Here is a 13,140-nt window from a genome sequence, read left to right on the forward strand (position 1 = left end):
CAAGGTGCCCGGACGCCGGTGGGGGCAAACGCTCACGAGAGTTTCGGAAGGATCTCGTTCTGGTACAGGTCGAACAGGCCCTGGTAGTTGGGGCCGGTGTTCGCCACGTACACCTCGTCGAACCCGGCCTGCCGGTATTTGTCGAGCATCTCGAGGTGGGCGGCCGGGTCGTTGCCGCACACGAACGACTCTTTCACCATGTCCTGCGTGACGAGCTGCGACGCCTGCTCGAAGTGCTTCGGCGTGGGCAGCACCTGGGAGAGCTCGCCGGGCACGCCGCTGTTGGGCCATTTCTCGTACGCGATCCGGGCCCCCTCCTCCTCGGTGGCCGCGAACGCCGCCTTGAAACCGGCTTGGGCCACCCGCTTGCCGCCGCCGTTCTCGCGGAAGCGCTGCACCAGTTCGCCGTCGGGCATCGTGCTGACGTAGCCGTCGCCGATGCGGGCGGCCACGTCGACCGCCTTGGGGCCGAACCCGGAGACGAGGATTTCGACCGGCGCCTCGGGCAGGGTGTAGACGCGGGCGTTCTCCACTGTGTAGTGCTTGCCGCGGTACGAGTAGTTGCCGCCCTGCCACAAGCCCCGCATGATCTCGACCGCCTCTTCGAGCATTTCCAGGCGTACGTCGGCCTCGGGCCACGCATCGCCGAAGATGTGCTCGTTGAGGGCCTCGCCGGTGCCGATGCCGAGCCGGAACTTGCCCTTGGTCAGCACCGCGCTGGTGGCTGCGGCCTGGGCGATGACCGCCGGGTGGATGCGGACCGTGGGGCAGGTGACCGCGGTCGTGATGGGCAGGCCGGTGGCCTCGCTGAGCGCGCCGATCATCGACCAGACGAAGGCGCTCTGGCCCTGGGCGTCCACCCACGGGTGGTAGTGGTCCGAGATCCACAGCCCGGTGAAGCCGGCGCGCTCGGCGCCGCGGGCCTGCTCGAGAAGTTCGGCGGGGGTGTATTCCTCGCAAGACAGGAAGTATCCGATGCGCATGGGCCCGGACATACCCCTATTTCTTGCCCCCGAACATGCGGCGGATGGCCCAGATGAGCAGCAGGAACGCCAGCGCGACGCCGAGCAGGCGGACGGCGTGCACCTCGGACCAGTCGACGGTGGCGGCGGCGAGCACGGTGGGGGTCACGCACGCATCGTATAGAGCGGGCTTAACCCAGAGCTAATAGAAAGGTTTGTTGACTGAAACAGGTCGGGGGTGTGACCATGGGATCCGCATACACGGGGGGCGCGCTCCCAACCAGCGCGCCGGGACGTCACCGGAGGTACGGGGGCCTATGCCGAACCATGGCGAATTGCCGGAACTCGCCGCGGCGGTGCTGCAGCCGGGATTCGCCGGCGCCACCGCGCCCGACTGGGTCCGGCGGTGGCTCGGCGAGGGTCTGGGCGGCGTCGCGCTGTTCGCGCGCAACGTCGAATCGCCCGCTCAGGTGGCGGCGCTCACCGCACAGCTGCGGGCCGAACGGCCCGACGTGCTGGTGGCGATCGACGAGGAGGCCGGCGACGTCACCCGGTTCGAGTCGCGGCAGGGCAGCTCCCGACCCGGCAACCTGGCCCTCGGGGCCATCGACGACATCCGGCTGACCGAGGAGGTGGCCCACGACCTGGGCTGCGACCTGGCCAACGCCGGCATCACGCTCGACTACGCGCCCGACGCCGACGTCAACAGCAACGCCGCCAACCCGGTCATCGGGGTGCGGGCCTTCGGCGCCGAGACCCAGCTGGTGGCCCGGCACACGGCCGCCTTCGTGCGCGGCCTGCAGGCGGCCGGCGTGGCCGCCTGCGCCAAGCACTTCCCAGGTCACGGCGACACCAGCGTCGACTCGCACCACGACGTGCCGCTCATCGACCGCGACCGCGCCCAGCTCGAGGAATGTGAGCTGGTGCCGTTCCGCGCGGCCATCGCGGCCGGCGTTCAGGTGATCATGACCGGGCATCTGCTCGTTCCCGCGTACGACAAAGAGCTGCCGGCCACGCTGAGCCGCCCCATCCTCACCGGGCTGCTGCGCGAGGAGCTCGGGTTCGACGGGCTCATCGTCACCGACGGCATCGAGATGCAGGCCGTCCGCCGCCGCTACGGGCTGGCCGGCGCGACCGTCAAGGCGCTCGCGGCCGGGGCCGACGCGATCTGCGTGGGCGGCGACCACGCCGACGAGCAGACCGCCGTGCTGCTGCGGGACGCGATCGTGGCCGCCGTGCGCTCCGGCGAACTGCCCGAGGAGAGGCTGCGGTCGGCGGCCGACCGGGTGCGCCGCCTCGGGCAGTGGACCACCGCCACCCAGACCGCCACCGGCGCCCGGGCCATCGCCGACGCCGCTCCCGAGGTGGCCGTGCTGCCGCACGCCGCCGGGGTCGGCTTCGACGCGGCCCGCCGGGCGGTGCGGGTGACCGTGGCCGAGGGCGCCGCTCCGCTGCCGGTCGACGGCCCGGCCCACGTGGTCGAGTTCGCCCCGCCGCGCAACATCGCCATCGGCGCCGAGACCCCGTGGGGGCTGGGGACGCCGCTCGACGAGCTGCTGCCCGGCACCACCTCGGTGCGGCTGACCGAGGACGAGCTGGGAGCCGACCCGGCGGCGACCGTGCTCGACGGCTCGGCCGGGCGCCCGCTGGTGCTGGTGGTGCGCGACGTTCACCGGCACGCGTGGCTGGCCGATGTGCTGAACGGGGTGCTGGCCCAGCGGCCGGACGCCATCGTGGTCGAGATGGGCGTGCCCGAGACCGTGCTGGGCGCGATCCACATCGCCACCTTCGGCGCCACCCGCGCCTGCGGCCAGGCCGCGGCCGAGCTGATCGCGGGCACCCGCGTGCCCGCGCCGGCCCCGCAGCCACTGGCGGCCTAGAACCCCGGTCGCCGGCGGTCAGGGCGGGGGGGTAGGGCCTGTCCTGCCGGTCACGCGGGGCTGCGGCGAGGCCCAGGCGGCGCCTGACGTCGGCCGCAGAACGGCCACATACAACCCCGGTATGCGACCGCTCTGCGGCCGACGTCAGCCACCACCTGGACCGCGCCTCGCTCCCACGTGACCGGCAGGACAGGCCCTATCCGCCGGCGATCGGCCCTACTCCTCGATGATGTCGTCGTACTCGGGGTGCTCCGAGACGTACTTGGCGAAGAACGGGCACGCGGGGTAGACGCGGGCGCCCTGCTCGCGCAGCAGGCTCAGCGTGCGCTCGGCCAGCACGTTGCCGAGGCCCTGGCCGCGGAAGCGGCGGTTGACCTCGCTGTGCGTCACCACGGTCACGCCGTCGCGGACGCGGTAGGCGGCGAACCCCGCGACGTCGTCGCCGATCCGCATCTCGAAGCGCTTCTCGGCCGGGTTGTCGCGCACATCGACGTCGCTCATCGGCCCAGCTTAGGGTCGCGCGGGCCTCGTACGCTGGAAGGGTGTTGAAACCCACGCAACGCCTAGCCGTCGTCCTCAGCTCGGCCACCCTGCTCGGCGCCCTGCTCGCCGGGTGCAGTGGCGACAACGTGAGCTGCGGCCTCGACCAGTGCACCGTCTCGATCGACCGCGAGACCAACGCGAGCGCGAGCTTCCTGGGTGTGGAGGCCAAGTTCATCAGCGCCGACGCCAACACCGTGACCCTCGACGTGGCCGGCGAGCAGATCAGCCTGACCAAGGGCCAGCAGGCCATCGAGGTGGCCGGACTGCAGGTCTCGCTGGACAGCGTGACCAGCGACCAGATCGGACTGCAGGTCTCGCGTAACTAACATGTGCACCGTCGACGCGTCCCGGGTTTGAAAAAATCCGGGACGGGTCATTTTCCGCGGCATGACATCCGCCGCCTCGAACGTCAAGAGCACCGCATCGCGTGCCGCCGACAGCAAGCCGCTCGAATACCTTGCTCGGGGCGGCTTCATCGGATACGGCATCATCCACCTCATCTTCGCCTGGATCGCCTTCCAGGTGGCCTTCCAGGGCTCGTCGCAAGAGAGCGACCAGTCCGGCGCCCTGCAGACCCTGGCCGGCAACGGCCTCGGCAAGACGCTGCTCGTCATCATCGCGATCGGCATGATCGCGATGGCGATCTGGCAGGGCTTCGAGGCCGCGATCGGCGAGAGCGGCGAGCAGAACCGTACGGCCATGGCCGAGCGGGTTCTCTCGGGCGCCCGCGCCATCCTGTACCTCTACCTGGCGTACATCGCGATCAAAGTCATCCAGGGCTCGAACGCCTCGATGGGCGACAACTCGCAGAGCAAGACGTCGAGCATCATGGACAACACCGGCGGCCGCTGGCTGATCGGCCTGGTCGGCCTCGTGGTGGTCGGCGTCGGCGTCGGGATGTTCATCTACGGCTTCACCAAGAAGTTCACCAAGCACCTCAACACCGGTGAGATGCCGCAGAAGACCCGCCAGCCGATCATCCGGCTCGGCATGGCCGGCTACATGGCCAAGGGCACGGCCTACGCCATCGCGGGTGTCCTGGTCGTGATGGCCGCCGTGAACTACGACCCCGAGAAGGCCCGCGGTCTCGACGCGGCGCTGAAGACGCTGGCCGGCAACTCGTGGGGCGTGTGGGTGCTCGCGTTGATCGCGCTCGGCATCGCCTGCTTCGGTGTCTACTGCATCGCACAGGCCAAGTACCGGAAAGTGTGAGCAACCTCTGACCTTCGTGCGGGAAAGTTGCGGGTGCCGGTGACCTGGGCAAGACAGGTCGCTGGTACCCGCATTTGCTTGCGAAGGAGAGACACGTGCCCAGCACCGTGAAAGCCCTGCTCGCCGTGGTCGCGGCGACCGGGCTGGCAATCCTGCTGGTCTTTGTTCTGCACTGGGTGCTCAAGCGCCTCGGCCGCAAATCGCTTCTGGCCGCCGATCTGGCCCGCACCGCGCACAAGCCCTTCCTGGCGACCATGGTCCTGTTCGCGATCCAGCAGGTGCTGCGGGCCATGGCGGGCGAGTTCCCGGGCCGTGAGGGAGTGCTGCACGGCCTGGTCATCTGCTTCATAGCGGCGTTCGCCTGGCTGGTCGGGGCGTTCCTGCTCGTGCTGGAGGACGCGGCGCTGGCGCACTGGCGCACCGACGTCCCGGACAACCTGAAGCGCCGCCGGCTCAAGACCCAGGTCGTGATGATCCGCCGGATCACGGTGGCCACGATCGTGGTGCTCACCCTCGGCGTGGTGCTGATGACGTTCCCCGGCATCCGCGCGCTCGGCGCCAGCGTGCTGGCCTCGGCCGGCATCGTCAGCGTCATCGCGGCGCTGGCCGCCCAGAGCACCCTCGGCAACGTCTTCGCGGGCCTGCAGCTCGCGTTCAGCGACGCCGTCCGGGTCGACGACGTGGTGGTCGTCGAGGGGGAGTGGGGCCGCATCGAGGAGCTGACGCTCACCTACGTCGCCATCCAGATCTGGGACGACCGGCGGCTGCTGCTGCCCACCTCGTACTTCACCACCAAGCCGTTCCAGAACTGGACCCGTTCGTCCTCGGCGGTGCTGGGCACGGCCGAGGTGGACGTCGACTGGTCGACCGAGATCGAGCCGTTGCGGGCCGAGCTGCGCGCCACCTGCGAGGGCACCGAGCTCTGGGACGGCCGGGTCTGCGTGCTGCAGGTGACCCAGGCGACCGGCGGCATGGTGCGGTTGCGGGCCCTGGTCAGCGCGAACGACGCACCCTCGCTGTGGGACCTGCGCTGCCTGGTGCGCGAGCGGCTGGTGAGCTTCATCTGGGCCAACCAGCGCGACGCCCTGCCGCGCTACCGGGCCGACGTCGCGAGCAGCGGCCGGGCCAACTCGCGGACGCCCCGGCCGGTGTCACCCGCCGACCGCGAGGAGAGCCGGTTCTACACCGGCGAGGACGGCGACGAGCGCGCCGCCGCGTTCGCCGGACCGGATGAGAATGTGCCCGTTCCGGCCCACCACTGAGCATGTTCTGGCGGGTTTCCCGCAGCAGGATTGACTCTCGGGTGATCAGGGCATACACCGGGTCATGGAAAGGAGGACACCATGGCCGATGTTCTGAACGGCCGCCAGCCCAGCACAGGCGCCGATCAGTCCACAGCCGAGTTGGTGCAGCGCGCGAGTGAGCAGATCAGCCGTCTCGTCCGTGACGAGATCGCGCTGGCCAAGGCCGAGCTGGCCGAGAAGGGCAAGCATGCCGGCATCGGCATCGGCCTGTTCGGCGGCGGCGGCGTTCTCGCCATGTACGGCGTCGGTGCCCTCGTGGCGACCCTGATCATCGTCTTCGACCTGTTCCTGGATCTCTGGCTGGCCGCCCTGATCGTCACCGTCGCCCTGTTCGCGCTGGCCGGGGTGCTCGCCCTGATCGGCAAGAAGCAGGTTTCGAAGGCCGTTCCCCCCGAGCCCTCGGCCGCCATTCAGAGCGTCAAGGCCGACGTCGACGAGGTCAAGCACGCGGTCGAGCGAGGTCGCGCATGAGCGAGAACAACGGGTCGGCCGAGCCGAAGCCGTCGATCGAGGAGCTCCGGGCCGAGATCAAGCAGACCCGGGCCGAACTCGGTGAGACGGTCCAGGCGCTGGCGGCCAAGGCCGACGTCAAGGCCCGGGCCAAGGAGCAGGTCGAGCAGACCAAGCAGAAGGTCAAGGCGCAGGCCGTCGAGGCCACCGAGCGCGTGCGGGGCGCGGCGGTCGCGGCCGCCGGCGCCGTCAGCGGCAAGGCGCAAGAGGTGGCCGACCGTACGTCGGAAAAGGCGCACGAGGTGGCTGTGCGGGCCGATGAGTCCGACGTCAGCCGGACGGTGCGCAACAGCCCGGTTCCGCTTCCCTTGGTGGTGGCCGGAGTGGCGGCGCTGGTCGGCATCATTCTGATCGTTCGAGGGAGGCGCCGGTGAGCGGCAAGGTTTCGAAGCTGGCCTACAAGCCGGTCGGGTTGTTGCTCGGCATCGGCGCGGGCACGCTCGCGGGCTTCGTATTCAAGGAAGTCTGGAAGCTGGCCGGCCACGACGACGACGCACCCAACGCGACCGACGAGGATCGGGGCTGGGGCGAGATTCTTGCGGCGGCCGCTCTGCAAGGCGCCATCTTCGCTCTCGTGAAGGCGGCCGTCGATCGCGGTGGTGCAGTTGGTGTACGGAAACTGACTGGTCAATGGCCTAACTGAAGTTAGGTTTACAGTCTCTGGTCTCCCACCTCGCGAGAGCGAAGTGGGGGACCTTTTCCATATCTGCCGTGCTTTATTCGATTCTCCCTAGGGGCAGCTTTGCGACCGGTTTTTCAGGTACAGTGTGCCCAGTTTTTGCGTACGTGGTTCGCTGCTTCCACCCGATCAAGGGAAACCGGCCTACCGGCGGGTCTCAGGCGATCAGGCGGATGGGACGTCCTCTGAAAGGCCGCCTCACGGCGCCGCTGCTCGAAAACGGTCATCGGCCCGGGGTAGCAGGGGTCGGCATTTTCAGAAGGAGAGTTCAGCATGGCGCAAGGAACCGTGAAGTGGTTCAACGCAGACAAGGGCTTCGGCTTCATCACCGTCGACGGCGGGGGTGCTGACGTGTTCGTCCACTTCTCGGCCATCCAGACGAGCGGTTACCGCACGCTGGAGGAGAATCAGCGGGTCGAGTTCGAGATCGCCCAGGGCCAGAAAGGCCCGCAGGCGGAGCAGGTTCGTCCGCTCTGAGTGACCACGCCGGTCCTCCGGGCCGGCTGCCGATCGCCTGGCGGAGGTCGGCTATGACGCGAAAACCCCCGCATCCGATAAGGGTGCGGGGGTTTTGTCATTGTCGCGCAGGAATTGTCTTACCTTTTATCGTCACTGCCCGGAAGTGGTGACTGGCGAATCAACGACAGCGCCTCGGCGCGTTTCGCACGGGCCCGAGTGCGCTCGCCGAGAATGATCAAAATCAGTCCCGCAACCGCGACCACCGGACCGATCACGGCCCAGATTCCGGCCCCGCTCATCCGGCTGTCGGTCAGCACGTCCAGACCCTGCAGTGTCCACAGAGCACCGACGACCACGGCGAGCACCCCGAGGGCCATGGGGAGCCACCCGTGCAGCGTCCGGTGAGCCGCCGGCGGGGTCACCATTTGCCGTGCACCTGCGGGCGGATCAGCTCGTCGTAGACCGCGCGGACGCCGGCCTGCGCCTCGTCGCTCAGCGGCGGCAGCCCGGCCACGGCGGCGTTGCCCTTGGCCTGCTCGGGATTGCGGGCGCCGGGGATGACGACGGTGACGCCGGCCTGGTCGAGCACCCAGCGCAGCGCGAACTGGGCCATGGTGAAGCCCTCGGGCGCCAGCGGGCGCAGCCGCTTGACCGCCTCCAGCCCGGTGGCGAAGTCGACGCCCGAGAACGTCTCGCCGACGTCGAACGCCTCGCCGTGCCGGTTGAAGTTGCGGTGGTCGTCGTCGGCGAACGTCGTGTGCTCGTCGTAGCGGCCGGACAGCAGCCCGCTGGCCAGCGGCACCCGCGCGATGATGCCGACCCCGGCCTCGGCGGCGGCCGGCAGCACCTGCTCGAGCGGCTTGAGCCGGAACGCGTTGAGGATGATCTGGACGCTGGCCGTGCCCGGGCGGGCGATCGCGGCCAGGGCCTCGTCGACCTTCTCGACGCTTACGCCGTACGCCTTGATGCGCTTCTCTTCGACCAGGGTGTCGAGGGCGTCGTAGACCGCGTCGGACGAGAAGACGGCCGTCGGCGGGCAGTGCAGCTGCACGAGGTCGAGCGTGTCGACGCCCAGGTTGGCCCGCGAGCGGTCGTTCCACGCGCGGAAATTGTCGAGGTTGTAGTTCGCGAACTCCTGGGCCACCCGGCGCCCCATCTTGGTGGCCACGGTGAGCTGCGGCTTGTCCTTGATGAAGGAGCCGATGATCTGCTCGCTGCGGCCGTCGCCGTAGACGTCGGCCGTGTCGATGAACGTGACGCCCGCGTCGACCGCGGCCTGCAGCGTCTGGTGCGCGTCGGCCTCGCTCACGTCGCCCCAGTCGGCGCCGAGCTGCCACGCACCCAGGCCGACCACGCCGACCTGCCGGTTCATCCTGCCAAAACTGCGTTTCTCCACGGCTAGTGACCCTACTCGCTGCCGGTTATCCTGCCTGCAAGACGTACGTACGGTTTGGGAGGTTGACCATGTGGGATCCGGCCGTCTATCGGCGCTTCGGGGCCGAGCGCTCGCGCCCGTTCTTCGACCTGGTCGCCCGCGTCGGCGCCGAGAAGCCACGCGCGGTGGCCGACCTCGGCTGCGGGCCGGGCGAACTGACGCTGACGCTGGCCGAACGCTGGCCCGGGGCGCGGCTGAGCGGCGTGGACTCCTCGCCCGAGATGATCGCCAAAGCGTCGGCCCACGGCGGCCCGGCTTCCTTCCGTACGGGCGACGTCCGCGACTGGCGGCCCGAGCCCGACACCGACGTGCTCGTCACGAACGCGACCCTGCAGTGGGTGCCCGAGCACCGCGACCTGCTGGCCCGCTGGGCCCGCGAGCTGCCGCCCGGCGCCTGGCTCGCCATGCAGGTGCCCGGCAACTTCGGCGCGCCCTCGCACGTGCTGCTGCGCGAGGTCGGGAAGCGGTACGGCGTCAGCCATGTGCTGCGGGAGGCGCCGGTGGGCGATCCGGCCGACTACGCGGCGCTGCTGGACGACGCCGAGGTCGACGCCTGGGAGACCACGTATCTGCATCTGCTGCCGGCCGGGGGCGACGAGCATCCGGTGCTGCGCTGGATGGAAGGGACGGCGTTGCGTCCCGTCAAGGCCGCGCTGGACGACAATGCTTGGCAGTCGTTCCGCGCCGACCTCGCGCGGGAGCTGGCCGGCGCCTACCCGGCGGCCGGCCGCTACGTCGCGTTCCCGTTCCGCCGCGTCTTCGTGGTGGCCCGGACCGCCCCAGAAGGAGGTACGCACCGGTGACTTCGTTCATCGCCGGCCTGCCCAAGGCCGAGCTGCACGTGCACCACGTCGGCTCGGCCTCACCGCGGATCGTGGCCGAGCTGGCCGCCCGGCACGAGGGCGCCTCGCCGGTGCCGGCCGATCCCGAGGCGCTGGCCGACTACTTCGCGTTCCGCGACTTCGCGCACTTCATCGACGTCTACCTCACCGTGGTCGACCTGATCCGCGACGACGAGGACGTGCGGATGCTGACGTTCGAGATCGCCCGCGAGCTGGCCCGCCAGCAGGTCCGGTACGCCGAGCTGACCATCACGCCGTTCTCCAGCGTCAAGCGCGGCATCCCGGCCAAGGCGTTCTGCGAGGCCATCGAGGACGCCCGCCGCGGCGCCGCCACCGAGTTCGGCATCGACCTGCGCTGGTGCTTCGACATCCCGGGCGAGGCCGGGCTCGAGGCGGCCGAGCAGACGCTGGCCGTCGCGCTCGGCGAGCGGCCCGACGGGCTGATCAGTTTCGGGCTCGGCGGGCCCGAGGTGGGGGTGCCGCGGCCGCAGTTCAAGCCGTACTTCGACCAGGCCCGCGCGGCCGGGCTGCACAGCGTGCCGCACGCCGGCGAGACGACCGGCCCCGAGACCGTGTGGGACGCCATCCGCGAGCTGGGCGCCGAGCGCATCGGGCACGGCATCTCGGCCGCGCAGGACCCGGAACTGGTGGCCTATCTGGCCGAGCACCGCATCCCGCTCGAGATCAGCCCCACCTCGAACCTGCGCACCCGGGCCGTGCCCTCGCTCGACGAGCACCCGCTGGCCCGGCTGGTCGCGGCGGGCGTGCCGGTCAGCATCAACTCGGACGACCCGCCGATGTTCGGCACGACCCTCGAGCAGGAGTACGCCGTGGCCCAGCGGTTGCTCGGCCTGGACGACGCGGGCGTGGCCGACCTGGCCCGCGCCGCCGTGTCGCAGAGCTTCCTCGACTCGTCGGGCAAGGCCCGGCTGCTGGCCGAAATTGACGCCTACACGGTGCGGAGCGCGTAGAGCGGCTCCTGCCAGATCGCCAGCACCACCACGATGCCGATGGTGAGCACGGCGATCCAGCGCACCAGCCGCCGCTTGTTGAACCTGGCCGGGCCCTCCGCGGGTTCGGTCAGGGGCCGATCGAGAGTGTCGCGCACAGCCTTTCCTCTCGCCTAGTCGGGAACCGCTGTCCAACTCTGGTAGCGCTGACCGTTGCCCGTCTGCAGGACGAGCACCCGGTGCGCGCCGAAGCGCTGGTCGCCCACGCCGGCCACCAGGTCGCCCTCGGTGGTGCGCAGGGTGAAGCCGTACGCCGAAGCTTGCAGCACCCACCGCGCGGCCGAGCTGTCGCAGGCCGACTGCACCAGCGGGACGCCCGCGGCGGCGTTGCCACCGAGCGGGCCCACGCACTTGCCGGTGGCCCGCGAGACCATTGTGTAGCTCTTCTTGCCGGCCGGCACCAGCTTCCACTGCTGCTGTGCGTCGGCCTCGTTGCCGCTCAGGGTGAGCGGAGTGCTCAGCGCCGTGCGGGCCGCGTAGAGGTCGGCCGCCCCGCCGGTGAGCGCGTTGGTCAGCGTGAACCACGAGTTCTGGGCCGGGCGGGCGGCGGGCGCCGTCTCGGCCGTGGCCCGCGCCGTGTAGCGGGGGCCGGACTTGATGGTCACCTGGTACTTCGCGTCGGGCTTGAGGCCGATGAGCCGGGCCCGGGTGGCGTTCGTGGTAGCCACCGGCTGGCCGTCCACCGACACCTGGTACTTCGCCTTGGCCGAGGCCGCGCTCCAGGTGAGCCGGACCGAGCTGCTGCTGGCCTCGCGCACCTCGAGCACCGCCTGCACGGGTTCGGCGGCCGGCTCGGTCGGGGGAGTCGTGGTCGCCGCCACCGGCACCTCAGGAACCTCGGCGCTCGGCGTCTCGATCGGCTCGTCGGCCGGCGTCGTCTCGCTCGGCGTGACCTCGGGCGAGGGCGACAGGTCGCCGGCTTCAGGCTCGGTCAGGGTCGGCGTGGGATCGGCCTCGGGGCTCGCGCTGATGCTCGGGGCCGGCGCGGCCGGGGCGGAAGTGGGCGCTGTCGTCGCGGCCGCCGGGGGCGGGGCGCCCTCGGCGTCGGGGATGTCGTCGCCGCCGTCGCTGCGCAGCAGGAACTCGCTGCGCGCGACGTTCCAGTTCTTCTCGAGGTAGCTGCCTTGCTTCGGGTTGGTGTTGAAGTAGTCGTCGTTGCCGCAGTCGAGCCGCATCTCGTTCTTCTTCGGACAGACCGTACGCACCTTCCTGCCCGACCTGTCCGGGCCGCAGAGAAGGTCGTACTCGTCCAGGCAGCCGCCCGCCCCGCTCGAGTTGGGCGAGCCGATCAGGGTCGCGCCCAGCGTGTACGTGAGTTCGCGGGCCGCCATGGCCGCGCTCCAGCAGCCGGCGTCGACCCGGCCGTACGACGGGCCGCCGTTGTTGCGGTTGCCCAGCCCGGCCCGGCGGTCGGCGATGAAGGTGGCGATGCCGCAGTAGACGTTGGCGTCGGCGAAGAGAAGGTATTTGCGGTCGGTGCGGTTGTAGCCGAGCTTGCGCAGCTCGTCGATGTTGCGGGTGAACGAGGTCAGCCCGCCCGCCGGCAGCTCGACCTCGGAGACGTCGACCCGGCACTGCGGGGTGGTCACGAAGCGCACGTGCCGCGAGCCGCCGGTCTCGGCCGCGCTGGCGTCGAAGATCTGGTCGACGCCGGCCGACCAGGTGCGCATCGAGCCCAGGAAGTCGCCGTAGCGGCTGGGGGTGCCGAACTCGTGCAGGTAGAGCACCTGGACCCGCTTGCCGCCGCGCCCGTCGCCGTCGCAGGCCACGTCGTGCGCGCCCATGATGAAGTCGGCGTCGCCCGGGGCGGCGTCGGGGATCAGGGCCGGGGCGTCGGCGGTGAGCGCGCTGCCGCCCTCGTCGCGGGCGATCTCGGCGTCGGACGGGGTGACGGCGGCGGCCTCACGGGCCGGCTGCTTGGGCTCGGGCGCCTTGGCGGTCACCGGGGCGACGTCGCGGCGCACCTCGAGCCCGGCCGGCGGCTGGGCCGGACCGTGCGTACAGGTCTCGCGGTCGAGCTCGTACGAGCCGGCGCACAGCGTGCCCGCCTTGGCCGGCTTGAGCCCGTCGTAGACCAGGCCCTGAGCGGGTTGGTCGGCCGGCAGCGAGGTCAGCGAGAGGTTGCGCGAGCCGGAGCCGTCGGTGACCGTCTCGACCACGCTCGGGCCCACCACGCCGCCCACGCCCAGCAGGGCCAGGCCCAGGGCGACCGGCAGCAACCGGTGGGGCTGCCGCGGGACGGCCCGGCGGTGACCACGCGGGAGCAGCCGGCGGTGCGCGGACACGACCTCTCCTTGCCTGGCG

Annotated in this window: 17 protein-coding genes; 10 read left to right on the forward strand and 7 right to left on the reverse strand. The window is 70.6% G+C overall.

Translation table 11 applies throughout. The annotated features are described in order from the left end of the window. Positions 1–32: 32 nt before the first annotated feature. Together OWR29_RS29760 and OWR29_RS29765 are read right to left on the reverse strand one after the other, a co-directional pair. A complete protein-coding gene (locus OWR29_RS29760) occupies positions 33–983 on the reverse strand; it encodes a TIGR03557 family F420-dependent LLM class oxidoreductase (RefSeq protein WP_267566628.1) in 951 nt (316 codons plus the stop codon). A 16-nt stretch (positions 984–999) separates the two neighbouring features. Continuing rightward, complete coding sequence (locus OWR29_RS29765) at positions 1,000–1,131, reverse strand: hypothetical protein (protein WP_267566629.1); 132 nt, start codon at positions 1,129–1,131, stop codon at positions 1,000–1,002. Between the two features lie 148 nt (positions 1,132–1,279). Between OWR29_RS29765 and OWR29_RS29770 the strand changes: the two genes are divergently transcribed. Continuing rightward, positions 1,280–2,842 carry a glycoside hydrolase family 3 protein gene (locus OWR29_RS29770; protein ID WP_267566630.1) on the forward strand — a complete coding sequence of 521 codons (1,563 nt, stop codon included), beginning with the start codon at positions 1,280–1,282 and terminating at the stop codon, positions 2,840–2,842. A gap of 216 nt (positions 2,843–3,058) precedes the next feature. Here OWR29_RS29770 and OWR29_RS29775 read toward each other — a convergent pair whose 3' ends face one another. Beyond that, complete coding sequence (locus OWR29_RS29775; protein ID WP_267566631.1) at positions 3,059–3,343, reverse strand: GNAT family N-acetyltransferase; 285 nt, start codon at positions 3,341–3,343, stop codon at positions 3,059–3,061. 41 nt (positions 3,344–3,384) lie between these two features. Between OWR29_RS29775 and OWR29_RS29780 the strand changes: the two genes are divergently transcribed. From OWR29_RS29780 to OWR29_RS29810, 7 genes are all read left to right on the forward strand, one after another. Continuing rightward, on the forward strand, positions 3,385–3,711 hold the full coding sequence (locus OWR29_RS29780) for a hypothetical protein (protein WP_267566632.1): 327 nt from the start codon (positions 3,385–3,387) through the stop codon (positions 3,709–3,711). 61 nt (positions 3,712–3,772) lie between these two features. Further along, positions 3,773–4,597, forward strand: a complete 825-nt coding sequence (locus OWR29_RS29785; protein ID WP_267566633.1) for a DUF1206 domain-containing protein — start codon at positions 3,773–3,775, stop codon at positions 4,595–4,597. A gap of 95 nt (positions 4,598–4,692) precedes the next feature. After that, positions 4,693–5,859: a mechanosensitive ion channel family protein gene (locus tag OWR29_RS29790; protein WP_267566635.1), complete on the forward strand. Its 1,167-nt coding sequence runs from the start codon at positions 4,693–4,695 to the stop codon at positions 5,857–5,859. 81 nt (positions 5,860–5,940) lie between these two features. Continuing rightward, entirely contained in the window at positions 5,941–6,372 is a 432-nt protein-coding gene (locus tag OWR29_RS29795; protein WP_267566636.1) for a phage holin family protein, read from the forward strand. After that, positions 6,369–6,785, forward strand: a complete 417-nt coding sequence (locus OWR29_RS29800; protein WP_267566638.1) for a DUF3618 domain-containing protein — start codon at positions 6,369–6,371, stop codon at positions 6,783–6,785. The genes OWR29_RS29795 and OWR29_RS29800 overlap by 4 nt, the downstream gene beginning before the upstream one ends. After that, positions 6,782–7,054, forward strand: coding sequence for a DUF4235 domain-containing protein (locus tag OWR29_RS29805; RefSeq protein ID WP_267566639.1), 273 nt, complete (start codon positions 6,782–6,784; stop codon positions 7,052–7,054). Before OWR29_RS29800 ends, OWR29_RS29805 begins: the two co-directional genes overlap by 4 nt. 309 nt (positions 7,055–7,363) lie before the next feature. Further along, positions 7,364–7,567 carry a cold-shock protein gene (locus tag OWR29_RS29810; protein WP_011905669.1) on the forward strand — a complete coding sequence of 68 codons (204 nt, stop codon included), beginning with the start codon at positions 7,364–7,366 and terminating at the stop codon, positions 7,565–7,567. A 119-nt stretch (positions 7,568–7,686) separates the two neighbouring features. Here the strand turns inward: OWR29_RS29810 and OWR29_RS29815 are convergent, their stop codons facing one another. Then, positions 7,687–7,926 (reverse strand): hypothetical protein, encoded by a 240-nt coding sequence (locus tag OWR29_RS29815; protein WP_438872670.1) that lies wholly within the window; start codon positions 7,924–7,926, stop codon positions 7,687–7,689. 41 nt (positions 7,927–7,967) lie between these two features. Beyond that, positions 7,968–8,945 (reverse strand): aldo/keto reductase, encoded by a 978-nt coding sequence (locus OWR29_RS29820; RefSeq protein ID WP_267566641.1) that lies wholly within the window; start codon positions 8,943–8,945, stop codon positions 7,968–7,970. A 68-nt stretch (positions 8,946–9,013) separates the two neighbouring features. Between OWR29_RS29820 and OWR29_RS29825 the strand changes: the two genes are divergently transcribed. Together OWR29_RS29825 and OWR29_RS29830 are read left to right on the forward strand one after the other, a co-directional pair. Continuing rightward, entirely contained in the window at positions 9,014–9,787 is a 774-nt protein-coding gene (locus OWR29_RS29825) for a trans-aconitate 2-methyltransferase (protein WP_267566892.1), read from the forward strand. Beyond that, positions 9,784–10,797: an adenosine deaminase gene (locus OWR29_RS29830; RefSeq protein WP_267566642.1), complete on the forward strand. Its 1,014-nt coding sequence runs from the start codon at positions 9,784–9,786 to the stop codon at positions 10,795–10,797. The genes OWR29_RS29825 and OWR29_RS29830 overlap by 4 nt, the downstream gene beginning before the upstream one ends. Here the strand turns inward: OWR29_RS29830 and OWR29_RS29835 are convergent. Both OWR29_RS29835 and OWR29_RS29840 read right to left on the reverse strand, forming a co-directional pair. After that, positions 10,776–10,934 (reverse strand): hypothetical protein, encoded by a 159-nt coding sequence (locus OWR29_RS29835; RefSeq protein ID WP_267566643.1) that lies wholly within the window; start codon positions 10,932–10,934, stop codon positions 10,776–10,778. The two genes, OWR29_RS29830 and OWR29_RS29835, sit on opposite strands and share 22 nt — an antisense overlap. A 15-nt stretch (positions 10,935–10,949) precedes the next feature. Then, on the reverse strand, positions 10,950–13,121 hold the full coding sequence (locus tag OWR29_RS29840; RefSeq protein WP_267566644.1) for an RICIN domain-containing protein: 2,172 nt from the start codon (positions 13,119–13,121) through the stop codon (positions 10,950–10,952). Between the last annotated feature and the right edge of the window lie 19 nt (positions 13,122–13,140).

Source organism: Paractinoplanes pyxinae (assembly GCF_026626335.1).
GTDB classification, from domain to species: Bacteria; Actinomycetota; Actinomycetes; order Mycobacteriales; family Micromonosporaceae; genus Actinoplanes; species Actinoplanes pyxinae.